The sequence below is a fragment of the Bacillus sp. FSL K6-2839 genome (assembly GCF_038003365.1).
GTDB lineage: Bacteria > Bacillota > Bacilli > Bacillales > Bacillaceae > Bacillus.
Map to the genome: position 1 here is coordinate 1,395,497 of NZ_JBBOOZ010000001.1, position 18,797 is coordinate 1,414,293.

18 protein-coding genes and 1 pseudogene are annotated in these 18,797 nt (G+C 41.7%); 2 read left to right on the forward strand and 17 right to left on the reverse strand.

The annotated features are described in order from the left end of the window. Window positions 1-97: 97 nt before the first annotated feature. From MHH26_RS06800 to MHH26_RS06840, 9 genes are all read right to left on the reverse strand, one after another. Entirely contained in the window at window positions 98-1,138 is a 1,041-nt protein-coding gene (locus tag MHH26_RS06800; RefSeq protein WP_307499704.1) for a LacI family DNA-binding transcriptional regulator, read from the reverse strand. 182 nt (window positions 1,139-1,320) lie between these two features. Then, window positions 1,321-2,013, reverse strand: coding sequence for a D-allulose 6-phosphate 3-epimerase (alsE, locus tag MHH26_RS06805; protein WP_060596467.1), 693 nt, complete (start codon window positions 2,011-2,013; stop codon window positions 1,321-1,323). Window positions 2,014-2,030: 17 nt separating this feature from the next. Then, window positions 2,031-3,293, reverse strand: coding sequence for a PTS ascorbate transporter subunit IIC (locus tag MHH26_RS06810; RefSeq protein WP_340972817.1), 1,263 nt, complete (start codon window positions 3,291-3,293; stop codon window positions 2,031-2,033). Between the two features lie 25 nt (window positions 3,294-3,318). Then, complete coding sequence (locus MHH26_RS06815; protein ID WP_034660831.1) at window positions 3,319-3,585, reverse strand: PTS sugar transporter subunit IIB; 267 nt, start codon at window positions 3,583-3,585, stop codon at window positions 3,319-3,321. A gap of 15 nt (window positions 3,586-3,600) precedes the next feature. Further along, on the reverse strand, window positions 3,601-5,673 hold the full coding sequence (locus tag MHH26_RS06820) for a BglG family transcription antiterminator (RefSeq protein WP_307500666.1): 2,073 nt from the start codon (window positions 5,671-5,673) through the stop codon (window positions 3,601-3,603). A 393-nt stretch (window positions 5,674-6,066) separates the two neighbouring features. Then, on the reverse strand, window positions 6,067-6,366 hold the full coding sequence (locus MHH26_RS06825; RefSeq protein ID WP_334749324.1) for a contact-dependent growth inhibition system immunity protein: 300 nt from the start codon (window positions 6,364-6,366) through the stop codon (window positions 6,067-6,069). Between the two features lie 164 nt (window positions 6,367-6,530). Then, window positions 6,531-6,986: a hypothetical protein gene (locus tag MHH26_RS06830; protein ID WP_106030970.1), complete on the reverse strand. Its 456-nt coding sequence runs from the start codon at window positions 6,984-6,986 to the stop codon at window positions 6,531-6,533. A 15-nt stretch (window positions 6,987-7,001) separates the two neighbouring features. After that, a complete protein-coding gene (locus tag MHH26_RS06835; protein ID WP_417168593.1) occupies window positions 7,002-8,558 on the reverse strand; it encodes a T7SS effector LXG polymorphic toxin in 1,557 nt (518 codons plus the stop codon). Window positions 8,559-8,763: 205 nt separating this feature from the next. Further along, window positions 8,764-9,183 carry a MarR family winged helix-turn-helix transcriptional regulator gene (locus tag MHH26_RS06840; protein WP_334750273.1) on the reverse strand — a complete coding sequence of 140 codons (420 nt, stop codon included), beginning with the start codon at window positions 9,181-9,183 and terminating at the stop codon, window positions 8,764-8,766. A gap of 170 nt (window positions 9,184-9,353) precedes the next feature. Between MHH26_RS06840 and MHH26_RS06845 the strand changes: the two are divergent. Continuing rightward, window positions 9,354-10,872, forward strand: a pseudogene (locus MHH26_RS06845) (MDR family MFS transporter); the annotation flags it as partial. Between the two features lie 43 nt (window positions 10,873-10,915). On the opposite strand, the gene MHH26_RS06850 reads toward MHH26_RS06845, so the two are convergent. From MHH26_RS06850 to MHH26_RS06870, 5 genes are all read right to left on the reverse strand, one after another. Continuing rightward, the gene (locus tag MHH26_RS06850) at window positions 10,916-11,785 is read right to left on the reverse strand and encodes a class II fructose-bisphosphate aldolase (protein ID WP_334749327.1); all 870 of its coding nucleotides are present in this window, start codon (window positions 11,783-11,785) and stop codon (window positions 10,916-10,918) included. 2 nt (window positions 11,786-11,787) lie between these two features. Beyond that, window positions 11,788-12,246, reverse strand: a complete 459-nt coding sequence (locus MHH26_RS06855; protein WP_060596473.1) for a PTS sugar transporter subunit IIA — start codon at window positions 12,244-12,246, stop codon at window positions 11,788-11,790. 15 nt (window positions 12,247-12,261) lie between these two features. Next, the gene (locus tag MHH26_RS06860) at window positions 12,262-13,677 is read right to left on the reverse strand and encodes a PTS fructose transporter subunit IIC (RefSeq protein WP_106031140.1); all 1,416 of its coding nucleotides are present in this window, start codon (window positions 13,675-13,677) and stop codon (window positions 12,262-12,264) included. A gap of 13 nt (window positions 13,678-13,690) precedes the next feature. Continuing rightward, window positions 13,691-14,605: a 1-phosphofructokinase gene (pfkB, locus tag MHH26_RS06865; RefSeq protein WP_340972820.1), complete on the reverse strand. Its 915-nt coding sequence runs from the start codon at window positions 14,603-14,605 to the stop codon at window positions 13,691-13,693. Window positions 14,606-14,735: 130 nt separating this feature from the next. Then, on the reverse strand, window positions 14,736-15,512 hold the full coding sequence (locus tag MHH26_RS06870; protein ID WP_340972821.1) for a MurR/RpiR family transcriptional regulator: 777 nt from the start codon (window positions 15,510-15,512) through the stop codon (window positions 14,736-14,738). A 160-nt stretch (window positions 15,513-15,672) separates the two neighbouring features. On the opposite strand from MHH26_RS06870, the gene MHH26_RS06875 reads away from it, so the two are divergent. Continuing rightward, the gene (locus tag MHH26_RS06875) at window positions 15,673-17,079 is read left to right on the forward strand and encodes a phospholipase D-like domain-containing protein (protein WP_340972823.1); all 1,407 of its coding nucleotides are present in this window, start codon (window positions 15,673-15,675) and stop codon (window positions 17,077-17,079) included. A gap of 10 nt (window positions 17,080-17,089) precedes the next feature. Here the strand turns inward: MHH26_RS06875 and MHH26_RS06880 are convergent, their stop codons facing one another. From MHH26_RS06880 to MHH26_RS06890, 3 genes are read right to left on the reverse strand one after another with little or no spacing between them, the layout of a single operon-like run. Next, window positions 17,090-17,575, reverse strand: a complete 486-nt coding sequence (locus MHH26_RS06880; protein WP_034660841.1) for a DMT family transporter — start codon at window positions 17,573-17,575, stop codon at window positions 17,090-17,092. A 21-nt stretch (window positions 17,576-17,596) separates the two neighbouring features. Next, entirely contained in the window at window positions 17,597-18,277 is a 681-nt protein-coding gene (locus MHH26_RS06885; protein ID WP_034660842.1) for a Crp/Fnr family transcriptional regulator, read from the reverse strand. Window positions 18,278-18,290: 13 nt separating this feature from the next. Then, window positions 18,291-18,716 (reverse strand): DMT family transporter, encoded by a 426-nt coding sequence (locus MHH26_RS06890; RefSeq protein ID WP_034661956.1) that lies wholly within the window; start codon window positions 18,714-18,716, stop codon window positions 18,291-18,293. Window positions 18,717-18,797: the final 81 nt, after the last annotated feature.

Genomic DNA, 18,797 nt, shown 5'->3' on the forward strand with positions numbered 1-18,797 from the left:
AACGGCAGGCTGCCTTGTTCTCAGCATGATCTGGCCATCATGCTGAGCAGCTTGCTTTCTGCTTTTTTGTCTCTTTTTTGTTTGCTGAGATCTTGGTTCACCCCCTTTCATGGATGAGACATGTGCTGCCCCGTTCGATGAGTTTTGTTGGCACGACGACTTTTAGAGGGAGCTTTCTTCCGTTTATTCGCTCAAGCAAAAGCTTCAAGCCGACTTCCCCCATTTCTTCTGTATATACTTTTACGCTTGTAAGCGGCGGACTTGAAAATGAAGCAGCTTCAATGTCATTAAACCCAACAATGGATACATCGAAAGGAACACGCAGACCGGCTTCGTTGAGCGCACGCATTGCACCGATCGCCATTGAATCACTTCCGATAAAAAAGGCTTGTGGAAGGTTTCCTTTTTTAATGGCTTGCTGCATAAGCGTATAGCCTTCTTGCATGGAGTATTCCCCAATGTGGATGTCATCCAGATGAAGACATCCTGCCTCCTGCAATCTTCTCATAAACGTCGTTTGCCTTTCGTCCTCAATCACAGCGTTTCCTTCGAAATAATGCTCCCGCTCCTTTCCGCCAATATAGCCTAGATGTGTATAGCCAAGCGATTGCAGATGGCGAATTGCTCGATCTGCCGCTCTTACAAAATCAACATGTACACAATCATACAAATCTTCATCCGCATAATGATTAATAAAAACAATGTGTTCCATTCGGTTTGTCATTTTTTCAACTGTATCGGGGCTGATTCGTCCAATGACAATCAAACCGTCAATATCCTTTAGCATCGCTCCTTTGTCCATGCTTCTCAGGCGAAAGGTATGGAGGGTGGACAGCCCTTGTTTGGCATATTCTTTTTCAATTCCTTTTCGAATCGATGAAAAAAAGGGATCATTTAATTCTTCGTCAATGGATTGAGCGACAACGATACCGATGACTGGGGATTCAGATGGAGGTTTTTCTTCTGCTTGATCGGCTTTTCTTGCTCTCACTGGGGTATAGTTTAGCTTCTTTGCAATGTCGAGGATGTTTTGTCTTGTTGCGTGTGAAACGGCAAGTGTTTGATCGCCATTTAACACACGGGATACAGTGGATACGGACACTTTTGCATCATGGGCAATATCTTTGAGTGTGGTCATAGGCAAACTCCTCTTAGATTTTGACTAAATATTTACTAAAGATATTTGAAGGATAACATATAAGTAAAGCGCTTTCAATTGTGGATTTGTAATTTATTATTTTGTATTTGGGTATGTTTTGGTGAGATTGCAGTGTTTTAGTAAAATTGCGTAAAAAAGAGGATGGATTACATCCTCTTTTACTAACGTGATTCAATTGAGGCTGTTTCTTTTGCAAACAATTGCTTCATTGTCTCCCAAGCTTTATCGAGTTGATTGTGAAGTCCAAATAAACCTGAGTTGCCGATGATATAGATCTCATTTCCAGCCTCAGCAAGCAGCCGGAACGTGCTCTCATTACAAGAGCCGTCTACTTCAATTGAAAATGAGTATCCTCCTTGCTCTTTTATCTTTCTCACCTCTTTGATTTTACGAAGCATTTCTTTAATAAAAGGCTGTCCAGCAAAGCCTGGATCGATCGTCATGATCGTCACTCGGTCTATTAAATGAATAAAGGAATTTAACACCGCAATTGGTGTGGCGGGATTTAAGACAAAGCCAACCTTGCAGTCTCTTTGATGGATATGCCGAATGATTCTAAAAACGTCTCTTTGCACGACCTCTGGGTGTAAGCAGATCATGCTTGCGCCTGCATCAATGCAGGCATCGATTAAAAATTCTTGGGGGTATTCCGCCATAAGGTGAACATCAATTGGTCTATCTGTTAGTTTTCGAAGCTGTTCAATGAAAAAGGGTGATAGGGTGATATTTTTCACATAATGACCATCCATGACGTCGACATGATATCGATCTGCTCTCGTGTTGAGAATATGAATTTGTTCGCGGAAGTGCGTTAAATCCATGCACATTAGTGAAGGTGAAAAAATGGCTGTCATTCTCAGGCTCCTCTTTTTTAAAGTTGAAATAAAAGCTTGATCAATCCAATTAAGATTCCGATGATACCAAAGTCTGTATCTCCAAAAGTTGTCCCTTCAAAGCCAAGGGACCCTAACACAGGTAATAAACAAGCAGGTAAAAAGGAAAGAAGCAATCCATTCACAAAGGCCCCAGCGACAGCCCCTCTCACGCCTCCTGTTGCATTGCCATACACTCCTGCTGTAGCGCCGCAAAAAAAGTGCGGGACAAGACCAGGGACAATGACAGTTAAACCAAACAAAGGTAAAAGAAAAATGGATACGATGCCTCCTGCAAAGCTGCATAAAAAACCGATAATGACTGCATTTGGAGCAAATGGAAAAACGGTTGGCGCGTCAAGTGCCGGTTTTGCCCCTTTCACAAAACGATCGGCAATCCCTTTAAAAGCAGGCACGATTTCACCGATTGCCATCCTCACCCCGGCTAAAATAATGTACACACCAGCGGCAAAGGTAATAGCCTGAATGAGAATGAAGACAGCGAAGTTCGTGCCCCCGCTAATTTGTTCTATAAAGGGAATCCCTGCAAACGGTGCAATCGCAAAGAACAGCAAAGCCATCGTGATCGAAATGGCAACAGATGTATCTCTTAGAAAGCCGAGTGATTTAGGCACTTGAATGGTTTCCGTTGATTTCTCTGGACGACCGATCCATTTGCCGATCATTCCCGCTGTAAAATAACCGAAGGTACTGAAGTGTCCGAGCGCGAGATCATCGCTTCCGGTGACTTTCCTTGTGAATGGCTGAAGGATAGCGGGTGCAATGACCATAGCTGTTCCTAATATAATCGAACCGGTGGTCACAAGAAATCCTCCTTGCATTCCGGCTGTCGAGAGAACGACTGCGAGCATTGCAGCCATATACAAGGTATGGTGCCCTGTTAAAAAGACGTATTTAAAGGGCGTGAATTTTGCCAATAACAAATTGACCAGCATGCCAAAAATCATAATGAGAGCCGTCTGTGTACCGAATTCCTTTTGGGCAATGGCCGCCATGGCATCTGTATTTGGGACTACCCCTTGAATGTGAAAGGCTGCTTCAAACATTTTTCGAAAAACTCCAAGTGAATCAGACACGACCGTGGCGCCCGCTCCTAATATTAAAAAACCCATGGTTGTTTTCAAGGTGCCTGACACGGTATCTGCGGCTGATTTTTTCTGCAAAAGTAAACCGGCCAGTGCAAACAAACCGATGAGAATTGCCGGTGTGCCCAATATATCGTTCATGATCAGTTCTATCATGATGTGAATCCCCCTTTTTTGTGGCTTATATGTGTTTACGAAGGACGTCTTTAATGGCTTCCTGGTCTAACAAGTTATTTAATCCAGCGACCTTTCTTGTGCCGTCATCCAGCTGATCGATAATGTCTGTTGCTCCGATATATAGATCGGCCTGTTCATTTTTACTTGTGCTGAGATCGGTATGATCTACTTCAGCTACAAGTCCTAACTCTTCTAATGCTTTTTTGACATTCATTTCTACGATAAAGCTGCTTCCTAATCCGTTTCCGCACACAACAAGAATTTTTTTCATTCTCTTTTTCCTCCTTTATAGTTGTGAAAATTGATCAACTAGTTTTTGCACCGATGCTAATTCCTTTGCTTCAACCAGTTGTTTCCTCCGTTTTTCATCACTTAACAGCATGGTCAGCTGTTTGAGTGCTTTCAAGTGGGTCATACTGTCAATGGCTGCTAGCACAATGATGAGACGAACCTGTTTTTTTCCATCTTTAGAGAAAAAAACGGGCGGTTCAAATGACATGAGTGACATGCTTAATTTGTTCACGCCGTCCTCTGGTCTGGCGTGCGGAATGGCTACTTGTGGTGCAATCACAATATAAGGTCCATTTTGATGCACAGACTGAATCATGGCCTCCACATAACCTCTCTGAATGGCATTTTGATCGAGTAATGGCTGCGCTGCTTTTGTGATGGCCTCTTGCCAAGTATCTGCTGTTTGCTGGAGATGAATGGTTTTTTCTGTTAATAAATCGTTTAACACTGGTTTCCACCCTTTCTGATGGGATACATATGCGGGATGAAGTAGCTCTTTAAGATCACGAAGCAGTGCTTTTTCATTTTGTACGATGGTATGCTGCTGAATGATGTTGAATAAAGCGTCCACATTGTTCTCATCAAGCCTGATTTCTGCACCTTCCCCATATTGAAGTAAGGTTTTTTTCTCATAGGCAGTGAGAATGGGATGAACGAGGTGAACAGGTTTTCCTTTAAACGAAATAGGTGTTGTTGACACAACAAAGTCGACATCAATGGATGACATTTCTTCATATGAACGCTTTGATAATAGTTCACGTACTTCGATATAACCGATTAATTCGATAAGCTGTGTTTTCAGCATGTGACTTGTGCCAATTCCTTCGCCGCAGACAATGTATACAGAACGCCGCACAATTGGTGAAATCCCTTCTCTTCTCATCCAACCACCAAAATGCATCGCCACATATGCAATTTCATGGTCGCTGATCTTTGAGCAAGTCGCCTTTTCTAAATGGCATACGACCTTTTGAGTGATTTCAAACACCTCTGGCTGTGCTTTTTTAATAGATTCTGTTAATTCATTGTTGATATTAATGTGATAGATGAGTCTGTAATAGGCCGGGATGAGATGCATGGTCAAGTTTTGCTCCAAGGCTTCGTATTCTTGAAAGGAAATACATGCATACCGCTGAAAGTCAAAAATCATTTGTCTGGCAATGGTGCGAATGAGATGCTCTTCTGGTTTTTTACTTGATGGAAGCTTTTGTTTCTTGGCGCTGAGCCATAGAGTAGTAAGAAAATAGATTTCATCATCATGAACATGAAGGCCGGTTTCTCTTTGAATTCGTGCCATGAAACGAATAGCCGCCAAGCATTCATCTGTTTCCTGCAATGTACGCTTTTCTTCGTTTGAAAGGTGTACAGCACGTCCTAGCTTCATCCGCTTTAAGTAGAAAAAGAGATCCAAAGACAGCTGATCCAGCATGTCATCTGCAAACTCGAGCTTAAGCTCTTGTTCTGACTGCTCGAGGAGATGCTTTAACCGTTTATATGAAATTGGCCCCTTTAACCAAAAAGGTGGAAACGCTTTTTCGTTTTTTATCATTGTGCGAATGGAATGAATATAAGGTTTCAGCGCCAATCGAATCGCTCTTTCTTCTCCTGAAATCAAATAGCCGCAGGCTGCCTGATAGTGGAGGATAAGCTGCTGCTTTGAAAGTGCTTCTTTTAGCTGTTTCATATCTTCAAGCAATGTATTCCGGCTCACTTTGGTCATCTTCATAAAATCATCAATTCTTAGGCGTTTCTCACTGCATGCAATGGATAAGAGCAGGATGGCTCTTCTTTCCTTTACACATGGTTCATAATCATGGCCAACGAGAATGGTGTTCGCTTTTTGAATAATGACTTCTTTTTCATGTGGGTGTAAGTAGTAGCCAAGTTGATCTTTTCGCTGAATACCACTCAGCTGCTGAGTTTCCAGCCAGCTATTCATGCGTTTGATTTCAGAGTAGACGGTTCGAGTAGAGACATTCAGTCGATTCTGTAAATCTTCAATTGATAAATAAGATGTCGTGTGAATCAGCATTGATAGTAAAGTCGTGCCCCTTTTGGTTAAATACAGTTGGAATTCCTCCCTTCTTCCCTTTGGTTATAAGTCTAATCAACTCACATGCATCAAAGAAGCCCAAATGTCTTCAGTAAATGCTGTGCAGCTTTTGGGTGCTCTTTTGCTATAAGAAAAAGCACACCCGCTTGAGTGTGCTTTGAGACTTTTACAAAAAGAATCCTTTGTTTTCTTTAATGTGATAGAAAACCTTTGTAATGAGATCATGAATGTCCTGAAAAATCTTTTTGAATTTTTTTGATCCTTCACAATGCTTTTGGCATTCTTGATTCACACATATGTACTGCATCATCGCCGCCAAAAAAAGCGGACACCAATCAAGGCCTTAAGTGCCCAATGATCAGTGTCCGCAGATTCTTTCTTATGTAAAAAAATTCTAATTTCGTTTTGTTATTTCATTTTCACTGCTTCTTCCATTTTCTCTATTATTTTATTAAACCACTGTATAGGGTTTAATGAGATCGCCGGAAAATAGATTTCTGCATTACTTTCGATAAAGCTTTCTTTTTCTTCTATTGTTAAAGTACCATTCAAAAAATCCTGACAATCCTTTATAGTAGAGAGCAGACATTCTTTAGTAGCTTCATGAATAAACTCCTCTAACGCTTCTTCTGGTGAATCGATATCCTGATGAAATGTCCCACCTAAAAAATCTTCTAACTCCTCTAAATAACTGTAGCTCTCATTCATTGAATCACCTCTACAATGTATTATAATTAAAATCACCAATTATATTAGACAAGTGAAACCTTGATTCTATTAAAATCAAGGTATTGGTGTTGGTTATTCAAATCATTGTTAAATACGGGTTTTCAGATTGTGGCTGCTACTTAATCAATTAACCTGGATTATAATTAAATCGCGCAGTTTCCAATATGCAGTTCAAAGTGTTTTTCTTCTGAAAATATCTGAGCGATTTTACCAGTTGCTTTATCTGCTACAATGACGTTGTGATTCTCTGAAGATAGCCAAATCTCTTCAATTGCCTTATTGAAATCTAGAGCTTTTACATTTGCCCAAACAGGAAAAGGGTCATTTACAACTAAAATAAACCATTCTTTTTTCTCTTTCAGAAAATCTAGTGAATTTTTTAACCAAGCCATAACAGATTCTTTGTCTGTAATTGTTAAAATATCAGAAGGTGTAGAGTCTATTTGACGAAATTGTTTTAATACTACTTCACATAATTTTAGCCATTGAGAAGCATCATTTTCAAAATCAATTACCTCAATATAAGCTAATTGTTGTATTTTCTTTTTAGCATTCATAAAAGCTATTTTCTTTTGTATTTTTTCATTTTGATATACCATATTTTTCATTCCTCATTATTCATTGTAATAGATATGGTGATCACCATTTGGCCCATAAATATTTGAATACCTTTCTTTTTTAAAATCATAATTAAATGGGTCGGCACCCTCTTTCGGTTTCCCTGCGTGAGTGTGTAATTTTCCGTCATTAGTATGTTGTACTATAACTCTTTTTCCTTTTGGGGTATCAAATTCATAGTACCGCCCATGATGAGTTTGGTTAGAACTGTACTCATAATTACGATGTTCTTGCCCCTTCTTAAAAACATTATCTCCTACTTGCCATTGACGAGTAGGCTGTTGCGATCTAGGTATTCCCCCTAAATCCTTAGCGTGCCGCAAAGCCCTTTTTCGATTAAATCCTTCTGGACTTTGAGCGTTTAACCCCATCTTCCCATGAAACCCTTTCGCCCCAAACGGCAAAAGCACTCCAAGCGCCGCATTCATACTCGCTTCCTGCTGTTCTTTCGAGACCTTATTTCCAAACATATCTCGCCCCGTGATCGCTTCACTGAATCCGTTGGTGGCGGTGAGGCCATATAAGCCTTTTTGAGATGTTTTTAGGGCGTCAAAAGACTTTTGCGATGTCTTGTAAATGTCGACTGCTCTGACTGCAGCTGAAGTGGCTTGAGTCGTTTTATAGACGGCTTTTCCGCCTTTGAAAATACGGCCCGCCCATCCGACGATCGGGATATAGCCCGCTGCTGCCATGCCGCCTGCGGCGACCCGCTGTCCTGCGGTGAGTTCTTCCCCTGTGATTGGATCAACGCCTGTTGCGGCGCGTTTTGCATCGTTCACACCTGTCAATTCATTCACGATATTTCCACCATAATCAAGTGCTTTTTCATACCAAGGGCGGTTGGCGAGTGCTTCTTGTTCCTTTGCGATTTCTCTAGCTTCTTCTTGTTCTTTTTTAATTTTGAGATATTCAGCAGTTTGCTTCTCAATATCGCTTTTTGCCTTGTAGATTTCGCTATTTTGATACGCTTTCTTGTCAAAATTCATCGGCGAAATGGCTTTTCCATCATTTGTCGCATTCATCATTTCTGCGTACAATGCCATTGTAGCTTGCTGCTCCGTCTCTGACAAAGCATATTCATCTTTTAAATTTTGATCAAGCTCTCTTAGGTCTTTTACTGTCTTTTTTCGCTCGTCTTCCGCATCTGCAATCTTTTCATCAAAGCTTTGACTATCAAATACTTCTAGAGAGATGAGGTCGTCGATGTCTTGAAAAATCGTTTTAAGCGCCTTTTTTTGATCCTTCACAATGCTTTTGGCATTTTTGATGCCCATATGTACAGCGTTGTCTAAAAAGTGTTCTTCTACGAAGGTATCGCCGCCAAAGTTTGTATCATCGAGTGTCCCAGAAACACCTTCATGGAACGCTTTTTGCTTATCAATGAAGCTGATAAACATGTCTACATTTCCAGCGAGCTCTTTGTAGAAGCTTTTAATGTTATCGGCACCTTTCCCAGTGAAGTCGTCACCGAGATTAGAAACACCTTGTAATGCTTTTTTTAAATCTACCATTTGTTCGCGGAGTTCCTGGTAGTGTTTTGCCCTTGCGTCCATGGCACTTGTTAGTGCTTTTGCATCAAGTATCTTCCCCAGAAGAATTCACTCCTTCCTATTCATTGACAAGGTCAATTTTACCAACACAAAGTTTGTCATTAAATAGGAATATAGATACAAAAACAGTACTTAATATGTAAATGATCAGAATCATATCCTCGCTATTTTATTTCAAAGAAAAGCACACCCTTAACATTGTGCTCTCTTAAGACTTAGACTTAAGCAATCGCAGCTCTTGCTCCATAATATCTGCTGCTTCGGTAATAAATTGAATGATTAAGTCTAATTCTTCTCGTTTGTATTCGTTTGTGAGTTGTTTTGTTGATGCCGATAAGGATCGAAAGAGTTCTTTTACCTGTGATTTCCCAGCCGTTAATGGAACGATGATGACTCTTCGCTTGTCTTTTGGGTCCTTTTCTCTTTTGACGTAGCCCGCTTTTTCAAGGCGATCAATCAGTGCTGTGACCGCACCTGAGCTAAGACCTGTTTTTTCACTTAATTCCCCTGCTGTGAGGGGGCCGAGTTCGTTTAATAAATCGGCTGATTTGAGATCTGTTGGGAAAAGGCCGAGCGATTGCGCGGCCGCTTGATGGAATAAAACCGTTCGAGTGGCGAGGCGCCTCATTGTATGTATGATCAGGTCTGCACTATCTTCAGCGTCGTTCTTTATTGACAACATGTTCTCCTCCCTTTAAAATCAATTTATCTTGATCATCAAGATAAAAGTTCTCTTCCTTTATATTTAAGTTGATCATAGCAAAAATAAGAAGAGAACGTAAGCAGGAGGTAAATGAAATGAATCATGTGGATAAAGGCAAGGCATCCACTCGCTTTGTTGTCATCGGTTTGCTGTTAGGAATTTTTATGGCAGCGATGGACAATACCATTGTTGCAACAGCGATGGGAAGCATCGTAGCAGATTTGGGCAGTTTTGATAAATTTGCTTGGGTGACGGCTTCTTATATGGTGGCAGTAATGGCCGGAATGCCGATTTACGGAAAGCTTTCTGATATGTATGGTCGAAAGCGTTTTTTTCTGTTTGGACTTATTTTCTTTTTAATTGGATCAGCGCTGTGCGGTATCGCACAAACGATGGATCAGCTCATTATTTACCGGGCCATTCAAGGGCTTGGAGGCGGTGCCCTTCTTCCGATCGCGTTTACGATCATCTTTGATATCTTCCCGCCTGAAAAGCGCGGAAAAATGTCCGGTATGTTTGGTGCAGTATTTGGTTTATCGAGTGTACTAGGGCCACTGTTAGGAGCTATTATCACAGATTCGATCGGCTGGCATTGGGTTTTCTATATTAACGTGCCAATCGGTATTGTTAGCGTGTTCTTGATCGCTAGATACTATCATGAATCGCTAGAACATCGCAAACAAAAAATTGACTGGTCAGGTGCTATTACACTTGTCGTGGCAGTTGTGAGCTTAATGTTCGCACTTGAGCTTGGCGGTAAATCTTATGCTTGGGATTCGGTGCAAATCCTCACACTTTTTGCCGTGTTTCTTGTGTTTGGTACCATCTTCTTTATTGTTGAGCGTAAAGCGGAGGAACCGATTATTTCTTTTTGGATGTTTAAAAATCGTTTATTTGCGACATCTCAAATATTGGCGTTTTTATATGGGGGGACATTTATTATTCTTGCCGTCTTTATTCCTATTTTCGTGCAAGCGGTGTATGGTGAATCTGCGACAAGTGCAGGGTTTATTTTAACACCGATGATGATAGGGTCTGTGATTGGCAGTATGATTGGCGGAACGATGCAGACGAAAGTGCCTTTCAGACGTCTTATGACGATCTCTGTTATTTCATTTTTTGCTGGGATGCTGCTTCTTGCCAATATGTCACCAGATACAGCTAGACTGTGGCTTACACTCTTTATGATGATATCAGGCTTTGGCGTCGGCTTTAGCTTCTCCCTTCTGCCTTCAGCTTCAATGAATGATCTTGCCCCTCGTTACCGAGGCAGTGCAAACTCAACCAATTCATTTATGAGATCACTTGGAATGACACTTGGTGTCACGATTTTTGGGACGATTCAAACCAATGTCCTAACGAATCGCTTAGCAGATGCCTTTAGCGGAATGAAAGGAGCCCCTTCTCAAATAGGCGATCCACAAGCCATATTCCAAGAAGGTGCTCGTTCACAAATTCCGCCTGATATTTTAAATAAAGTCATCGATGCGATGTCACAAAGCATTACGTACGTATTTTTGATTGCGTTATTCCCTATTGCCCTTGCAGCGATTACGGTCCTATTTATGGGAAATGCACGAGTACGCACATCAAATGAAATGAAAGAAAGCGAATAATGTGAAAAAGCAGAGCGTTAGCGGCTCTGCTTTTTTTCGTTTCACTGATATAGAGGATGGGCTTTGCCCTCACTGCCAACGATACGTATTTTCGATGTGACCATGTCTTTTGCTGCTTGCTTTGCTTTTTGTAAATACATACGTGGATCTAAGCTTTCAGGTTCGTTTGAGAAATGATCACGGATGGCTTCAGAGTACGCATTTTTCAATTCAGTAGAGACATTGACCTTTGCCATACCAAGTGCTACACATCGTCTGACGTCCTCATCCGGTACAGCGGAACCGCCGTGCAGTACAAGTGGAACATCGACCAGCGCTGCAATTTGTTCAATACGGTCAAAGTCAATATCCGGTACTCCTTTATAAATGCCGTGAGCGGTGCCGATCGCAGGCGCTAAAGTAGGAACCCCAGTTTCTTCTACAAATTGGCGGCACTCTGAAGGAACGGCTTTTTCAGCATCCTTTTCATCGACGACGATATCATCCTCTACGCCGCCTACCTTGCCTAATTCTGCTTCGACATTCACCCCTACTTTTAATGCGAGGTCTACGACTTCTTTTGTGCGGCGTACATTTTCTTCATATGAATGCATGGATGCATCGATCATGACGGATGTATATCCGGCCCTGATACAGGTGAGAATTACATCAAAGTCCGTACAGTGATCGAGGTGCAGACCGATTGGGATTTGATATTGATCAGCCGCCGCTTTGACTGTATCTGCAATCGCTTTTGCTCCAAGAGATTGAACCGTTCCAACCGTTGTTTGCAAAATGACAGGTGATTTTAATTCTGCGGCCGTTTCGAGCACCCAATAAATACTGTCAAAGGAATGTACATTGAATGCAACTATTCCGTATTTTTCTTTTTTCGCAGCCTCAAGCATCGGTGTTGTTGAAAGTAAAGGCATAATCAAACATCCTCTCTCGTTAAAATATCTGTTTCTAAAACAGTAAGCATGTCTTCATTTGTTCTTGTTTCCAGCAGCTTTTGTCGTTTGGCTTCATCCATTAATCCTCGTGAAAGGGCAGAAAGAGCCTTTAAATGAGTGGTGCCCGCTTCATTTTTGGGGATCAGTAAGGATAAGAAGAAAAAGCATGGCTTCCCATCAAAAGCGTCCCATTCAATGCCTGTTTCAGTGCGGACGATCACGAGTGCTGGTTTTGTGATGGCTTCTGTTTGTGTATGTGGAATGGCAAATCCATCTTGAAATCCAGTCGTGCTCAGTGCTTCCCTTTCAGCTAAGCCTTTTTTGACATCCTCTTGTGATGTACAAATACCTGCTTTGTAGGCAATGTCAGCAATGGCTGCGAAAACGCCAGCCTGTGAAGAAGCTGTTTCATGAAGATTCATATAGATATGTTCCATTATTTCTCTTCCTCCCTATTAAACTGCGGGTTTGTCTATTTTTTTACGGTAAAGTCCGTATAGAATGGCACCTACAAGTGATCCGATCAGTATGGATAGTACCCACTGAAATGCACCTGTGACGACTGGAAGGACAAGGAATCCACCATGCGGAGCTGGAACCTGTACGCCAAATAGATACGTCAATATAGCAGAGATGGCTGAGCCAAACATGATAATTGGCAGGACAACGATCGGGTTTTTTGCCGCAAATGGGATGGCCCCTTCTGTAATATGTGTCGCCCCTAGAATATAGTTGATTGCCCCTGCATTTCGTTCCTGCGGTGTGAAATGTTTTCTGAAAATCGTTGTGGCAATCGCAATGATAAGCGGCGGTGTGATACATGCTGCGGACACACCTGCCATGAAGTAAAGGTTGCCTTGTGCAAGTAAAGCCGTTCCTGTGACATAGGCTGCTTTGTTAAAAGGACCTCCCATATCAAATCCACACATCGCTCCAACAATTAAACCTAAGAGCAGCGGGTTCGTGGATTGAACAGCTGAGAGAAAATCCATTAATGAATTATTTAGGCCTGTGATCGGAACTAATAGTGGTGTCATCACAGCTCCAATCAAGAAAATACCGATAACAGGATAGATGAAGATTGATTTTAAACCGTCAAGTGATGCAGGTAATTTTTGAAGCAGGAATTGAAGGAATACGATGATATATCCTGCTGCAAAACCTGCGATAATACCACCTAAGAATCCAGCGCCTCCGTCGTTTGCAAGCAGGCCGCCGATAAACCCGACAACCATCCCTGGGCGTCTGGCGATTGAATCAGCGATAAATGCTGCTAAAATAGGCACCATTAAGCTAAAGCCGAGTCCGCCAATGCTTTTCAAATAGGCAGCAAACGGATGATACGTTTCATGCTGAGGATCAGCAGAGTAGATACCGAATAGAAATGAAATGGCAATTAAGACCCCGCCTCCAACAACAAATGGAAGCATGTGTGATACACCGTTCATTAAATGTTTGTAGATCGTGTGTATCCATTTATTCGTCGTCTTTTGTTGAGAGGATGAAGGAGCAGATGTTTTCTCCGTTCCAGAAGCCCTTCCTTTCACTTGATGAACGGGTGCATCTCCATTGATAATGCCTTGGATCAGTTCTTCTGGCGTGCGGATGCCTTTCGCTACAGGCACTTCAATCAGTGGTTTGCCGTGAAAACGATCTGTATTCACATCTTTGTCAGCTGCGACAATGACCCCATCGGCCTCCAGAATGTCTTGATCGGTTAAAGCGTTTTCAATTCCTACTTGACCATGTGTTTCGACTTTGATGTCGACCCCTAATTGCTCAGCAGCTATTTTTAATGCCTCAGCTGCCATAAACGTGTGTGCAATGCCTGTTGGACAGCCAGTTGCAGCGACAATTTTTTTACGGCTCATATCTGATTCCCCCTTATATCTTGTGAATGTGTACTTGCTCAATTAATGAATGAATGTCATGTAAATCACTTAAGCCTTTAGAAAATGCAGTAGATGCGCCCGTTGCAATGCCGTAACGTAAGCATTCTTCAGGTGAATGACCTTCAAGCTGTTTACTAAGAAAGGCTGCGAGCATTGCATCTCCAGAACAAGCTGTGTTTACCACAGTGCCTGTCGGTGCGTTTCCTTTTAAGATGATGTCTTTCGTAATGAACAAAGCCCCTTCTCCCCCGCGGGAAATAAGCACTTGCTCTACACCCATCTCAATAAGCTTATCTCCTGATTGAATGAGTTCTTTTTCTGACATAGGATGTGTTTTGCCAAAAAAAGCAGCGATTTCTTCTTCATTCGGTTTTAATAAATACGGCTTGTATTGAAGCGTCTCAAGAACTGCTGCGGAGCTTGTGTCTAAAATAAACTTGACGTTGTGCTGATGACAAATAGCTGCTACTTCTGAAAAAATGCTGGCGGGTACGCCCTTTGGCAGGCTGCCTGACATGATAAGGATGTCCCCCTGCGGGATGGCCGCTATTTTTTCACGAAAGGCGTGAAGCGCTTTTGCTTCAATCGCAGGTCCTTGGTTCACGAGCTTGTATTCTTCTGTCGTATTAATAAAAACATTAATGCGTGTAATTCCTTCAACCGAGATAAAATCGGTTTGAATGGAAAGGTCCTTTAAGGATTGTTCAATATAAGAGCCTGAAAACCCAGCAATAAATCCTAATGCAGTGCTGGTGAATCCATATTTCTTTAGCATAATGGAGACATTGACTCCTTTGCCATTCGGCTGATAATCTTCATCTTCTGTGCGGTTGACTGCATTTGCCTTCATTTCTTTTAATGCAATATATAGGTCAATAGCAGGATTTAAGGTGCAGGTATAAATCAATTGGTTTCACCTTCTTTCTTTTCTCTAAAGAAAGTATCTCATACGATGGAGTGAAAATGTTTTCAGATTGTGTAAAGGTTTTCATGATAAAAAGCCTTCCAGATCAAAGTCTCGAAGGCTTCTTTAGCGGTTATTTCATTCGGATCACATAGGCATCTAGTAAAATGCGGGCAATGACATGAAGAGACAGGCGCGATCTGACTTCATAATCTGGGAAGAAAGATTGTTCGCCTTTATATCCGACTAGAGTCATATCTGATATTTTGCTTATTGTAGAATCTATTCTTGTCGTGACGGTAATGGTCGTGACTTGCTTCATGCTGAGATTTTGACACGCTTCAACGAGCTCTGCTGTTTCGCCATTTAATGAAACAAAGATCGCAAGTTCGTTTTTACTGATGTCTCTCGATTTCAGCCGAATGATATTCGGATCGTCATGTACTTCGCATGTTTTTCCGATGAGCTGTAATTTGATGGTCATTTCTTTGGCAATCATCTCTGAGAAGCCTCTGCCGAAAATATAAATTTTGTCCGCATTATGTATTTTTTGAACGGCATCTTCAATTTGCCCAATACTTTGCAGCTGAATCGTCTTTAAAACCTCTTCTTCATTTTTCCGAATCGCTAGTTTGATGTCTTCATCGATGTTTTTTAGCTGATCACTTGCATCGGTCATTTTCTTTTCTTGTTTCAATCGATATTTAAAGGAAGTATAGCCGTTGTAACCAATTTTTTTCATCAATCTGACAATTGTGGCTGTCGACACATTCGCTCTTTCACTTAATGTGACGATGGATAAGGTGGAGATATCCTCTAGATGCTGGTGAATATAATGGAGTAAATAACGTTCTGTTTCACTTAACGTTTGATACACATCGCTTGGAATGTTAAATAGTGGTTCATTCAATTCGATTCCCCCTTACTCATTTCATACTATAATTAAATGCCCAATAAAAACAAGATGATTCTTTTATCATATATTTTGATGTGGAAGCCAAAATGAGTGAAATTTGATTTTTGACATACACTAAGGAAAAGTTGTGTCTGTGTGAAAGGAGCTGATACCTATGCTTCATCTCTTGTTTTTTCTCATCCTTCTCTATGTCGTCTATGTATTTTTGACCGCATTTGTGTTGTTTTATTTACCGATACAAAAAACATGCAAAGAACATTGTATTTATAAAGCCTCTTCTATCTCAGGAGACGATCAGGGGACAAATCAAGTGATGCTTCTTGACGATGGGTTTGAATCTGGTCAGGTTAGAATCCAAATGATTCGTGAGGCAAAGAAGGTGATCCGTCTCAGTTACTATTCCATTCAAAAGGGAAAAACAGCCGAATGGGTACTAGGTGCTTTAATTGAAGCAGCTGATCGAGGTGTGAAAGTCCAGGTGTTGTTAGATGGCATCTGCCACAGTTTGCGCGGGCCGCTGAAGCATTTGCGCTATGCGGTGGCAAATCATCCGAACATGTCGATTCGTTTTTATGAGCCCTTTCGTTTGTTCAAGCCATGGACGTGGCATAATCGGCTTCACGATAAGCTGCTACTAGCAGATGGCCGAGTGGCTGTGATGGGCGGAAGAAATATCGGTGATAAATACTTTGCAGATCAGCCGCCGAAAGACTTTGCTTTTGACCGCGATGTGCTGCTCTATAACGCCAAAAAGGGAAAAGTATTAGATGAAATGGAGCAATATTTCGTTTATCTATGGAATCATGATTTTACGAAAAGAACAAAAGATGTGTTCTCCAAGCAAAAAGCGAAAAAAGGGTTAAAGCTAAGAAAACAGCTGCTCAGATCCTATCAAGAAGCAGTGCGCACAAAAGAACCTTTTGTGATGTCCTCCTTTGATTGGGCAGCAGATGCCACTTCAGTGAAACAGATTGCCTTTTTCACAAATCCTGTGGAACGCTTCAATAAGCGGCCGCTTGTGCTGAAAAAACTGAACGATCTTGCGCACCGGGCAAAGCGTTCTGTGCTCATACAAACGCCTTATGTCATCCCAACACGCCCAATGAAAGCCGGACTCACCCCCTTAGGTAGTGAGATTCAAACGACAATGGTCACGAATTCTCTTACAGCGACACCAAATCCGTTAGCCTTTGCTGGATATTTAAGCACGAAAAAGGAACTGATGAAAACAGGCGTTCATTTGTATGAATATGAAGGCCCCTATTCCATTCATGGGAAATCAATGGTGATTGATGATTACTTGAGTATTATTGGGACATATAACTTAGATGCGAGGTCTAGTTTTTTAAACACAGAGTCGATTTTGGTGATTGACAGTGCCCCGTTTGCGTTATCACTTACACAGGCAATCGAACAAAAAATCGCCTACAGTAATCTCGTTGCTAAAGACCGAACAGCCTATCATGCGAGCGCATATGGGCAGAAAAAAAAGCCTTTGATGAAAAGGCTCCTTTTAAATGGATTATCCGCGATAACGGTATTATGGCGGCGATTGATTTAAAAAAGGGCGGCTACTCTTGTGGCAGCCCTTTTTCTTGCGATTGATCTTTTTCTGCTGACTCCAATTTGGTCAATTTAAACACTAAGATCCCAGCAACAATCACAATGACACCTAATAGTTTTGTAAAAGAAAATGCCACTTTTTCTAACCCAAGCCAGCCAAGCGAATCAAACAAAAGAGCGCAGCCCAGCTGTGACGTGAGGACAATCGAGATGCCATAAGTCGGTCCAAGACGTTTGATACTCTGAACTAGACAAATGACCACTCCTACCCCAATGGCTCCGCTGATCCAGTACCAAGCTTCCATATGTCTTAATTGAAACATGCCAGTTCCCTCTAGTAAGAGACCCATCAGGAGTGAAGCAATAAAGCCCATTCCAAGAACGAGGGTTGTAGTTGACCAAGAGCCTGTATGCTCATTGACCTTACTGTTAAAAATGGTTTGTAAGCTGACGAGTGCGCCAGCAGTGATAGCTAATAGTATTCCTATAATCATGTGTAAATCCCTTCATTTTTTCTATTCATAAATGTTGTGCTCTGCTATTTCTAGGAGCCCTTTCCGGTCACAAATCGTAATCTCTCCTCTACGCCTCTCTATCAGCCCTTTTTCACAGAATTGCTGAATGACCCGGTTAATATGACGATAGCTTGTACCGATTAAGCTTGCCGCATCAGTGAGACGAAGGGCGCTCGCGCTGTCATCATTTGTTACAACAGACAATAAGTAGCTTGCAAGCCTGACCTCCACAGGATATAAAAGGTGGAAACTCAGATCGTTTGATTTTGTATAAAATTTGTTTGTGATGCCTTTTAGCAGAAAGGTTAACACGCGTGGGTCATCCTTCGCATGGCGCATGAGCGCTTGATGAGAAACCCTTAGCATATGTACTTCTGTGACAGCTTCAACTGTATTGACCATATCCGTCTGCTGAACGTATTCAATATCTCCAATCGCTTCAAGGGGATGTTTAAAGCTAAGAATAAAGGTTTTCCCTTCCTTTGTGGTCGTGAAAATCTTTAATTTTCCTTTCACTAACAAGTACAGGTACTCCCTCTTATCCCCTTTTGAACAAACGAGCTCACCCTGCTCATAGCGCCACAAGCTCACGTGTGATATGAGCTTTTGATGAAAGACGTTTTCTAATTGATGTGCCTTAAGATAAGAGGAAAAAAGAGATTCATCATAAAGCTCCTCCATCTGACGCCCTCCTTTATAGCTTTAAAATGATCACGCCTGCGACCATCAGTAAAATTCCTGCATAATGAGGCCATTTCATTTTTTTCTTCTGTACACCAAACCATCCTTTTGCATCGATTGCAAAGGTAAAAGCAAGCTGTGCAATAAGTAACGCTGCGATGGTGAGTGTGACACCGATCATTTGAATCGCGGTGACTTCATTAAAAATAATAATGGCTGCAAATGCGCCGCCTATTAAATAAAGTGGCTGCACCTTTCGATATTCCCTGAAGTGTCCGTCTCGTACAATCAGTAAAATGACGAGCGAGATGATAAAGCCGGTCAGCTGCGTGATCGTTGCCGCCTGCCATGTGCCGATATCCTGGCTGATTCTTGCGTTGGCTACGCCTTGCAGTGTAATGCAAGCGCCTCCTAATAAAGCGAAAATAACACCTTTCATTCGTTCACATGCTCCTTCTTTTTTCAGTCTAGTTCCATTAAATGATACATGCCCATCTATTGAAAAGGACATATGTCCCAC

What these genes read in the sequence shown, in the direction of transcription:
- MHH26_RS06800 (WP_307499704.1), bottom strand. Translation starts at nt 1,138, where the DNA reads ATGACCACACTCAAAGATATTGCCCATGATGCAAAAGTGTCCGTATCC.
- alsE (WP_060596467.1), bottom strand. Translation starts at nt 2,013, where the DNA reads ATGACAGCCATTTTTTCACCTTCACTAATGTGCATGGATTTAACGCAC.
- MHH26_RS06810 (WP_340972817.1), bottom strand. Translation starts at nt 3,293, where the DNA reads ATGATAGAACTGATCATGAACGATATATTGGGCACACCGGCAATTCTC.
- MHH26_RS06815 (WP_034660831.1), bottom strand. Translation starts at nt 3,585, where the DNA reads ATGAAAAAAATTCTTGTTGTGTGCGGAAACGGATTAGGAAGCAGCTTT.
- MHH26_RS06825 (WP_334749324.1), bottom strand. Translation starts at nt 6,366, where the DNA reads ATGAATGAGAGCTACAGTTATTTAGAGGAGTTAGAAGATTTTTTAGGT.
- MHH26_RS06830 (WP_106030970.1), bottom strand. Translation starts at nt 6,986, where the DNA reads ATGGTATATCAAAATGAAAAAATACAAAAGAAAATAGCTTTTATGAAT.
- MHH26_RS06835 (WP_417168593.1), bottom strand. Translation starts at nt 8,558, where the DNA reads ATGGACGCAAGGGCAAAACACTACCAGGAACTCCGCGAACAAATGGTA.
- MHH26_RS06840 (WP_334750273.1), bottom strand. Translation starts at nt 9,183, where the DNA reads ATGAGGCGCCTCGCCACTCGAACGGTTTTATTCCATCAAGCGGCCGCG.
- MHH26_RS06850 (WP_334749327.1), bottom strand. Translation starts at nt 11,785, where the DNA reads ATGCCTTTACTTTCAACAACACCGATGCTTGAGGCTGCGAAAAAAGAA.
- MHH26_RS06860 (WP_106031140.1), bottom strand. Translation starts at nt 13,677, where the DNA reads ATGAGCCGTAAAAAAATTGTCGCTGCAACTGGCTGTCCAACAGGCATT.
- MHH26_RS06875 (WP_340972823.1), top strand. Translation starts at nt 15,673, where the DNA reads ATGCTTCATCTCTTGTTTTTTCTCATCCTTCTCTATGTCGTCTATGTA.
- MHH26_RS06880 (WP_034660841.1), bottom strand. Translation starts at nt 17,575, where the DNA reads ATGATTATAGGAATACTATTAGCTATCACTGCTGGCGCACTCGTCAGC.
- MHH26_RS06885 (WP_034660842.1), bottom strand. Translation starts at nt 18,277, where the DNA reads ATGGAGGAGCTTTATGATGAATCTCTTTTTTCCTCTTATCTTAAGGCA.
- MHH26_RS06890 (WP_034661956.1), bottom strand. Translation starts at nt 18,716, where the DNA reads ATGAAAGGTGTTATTTTCGCTTTATTAGGAGGCGCTTGCATTACACTG.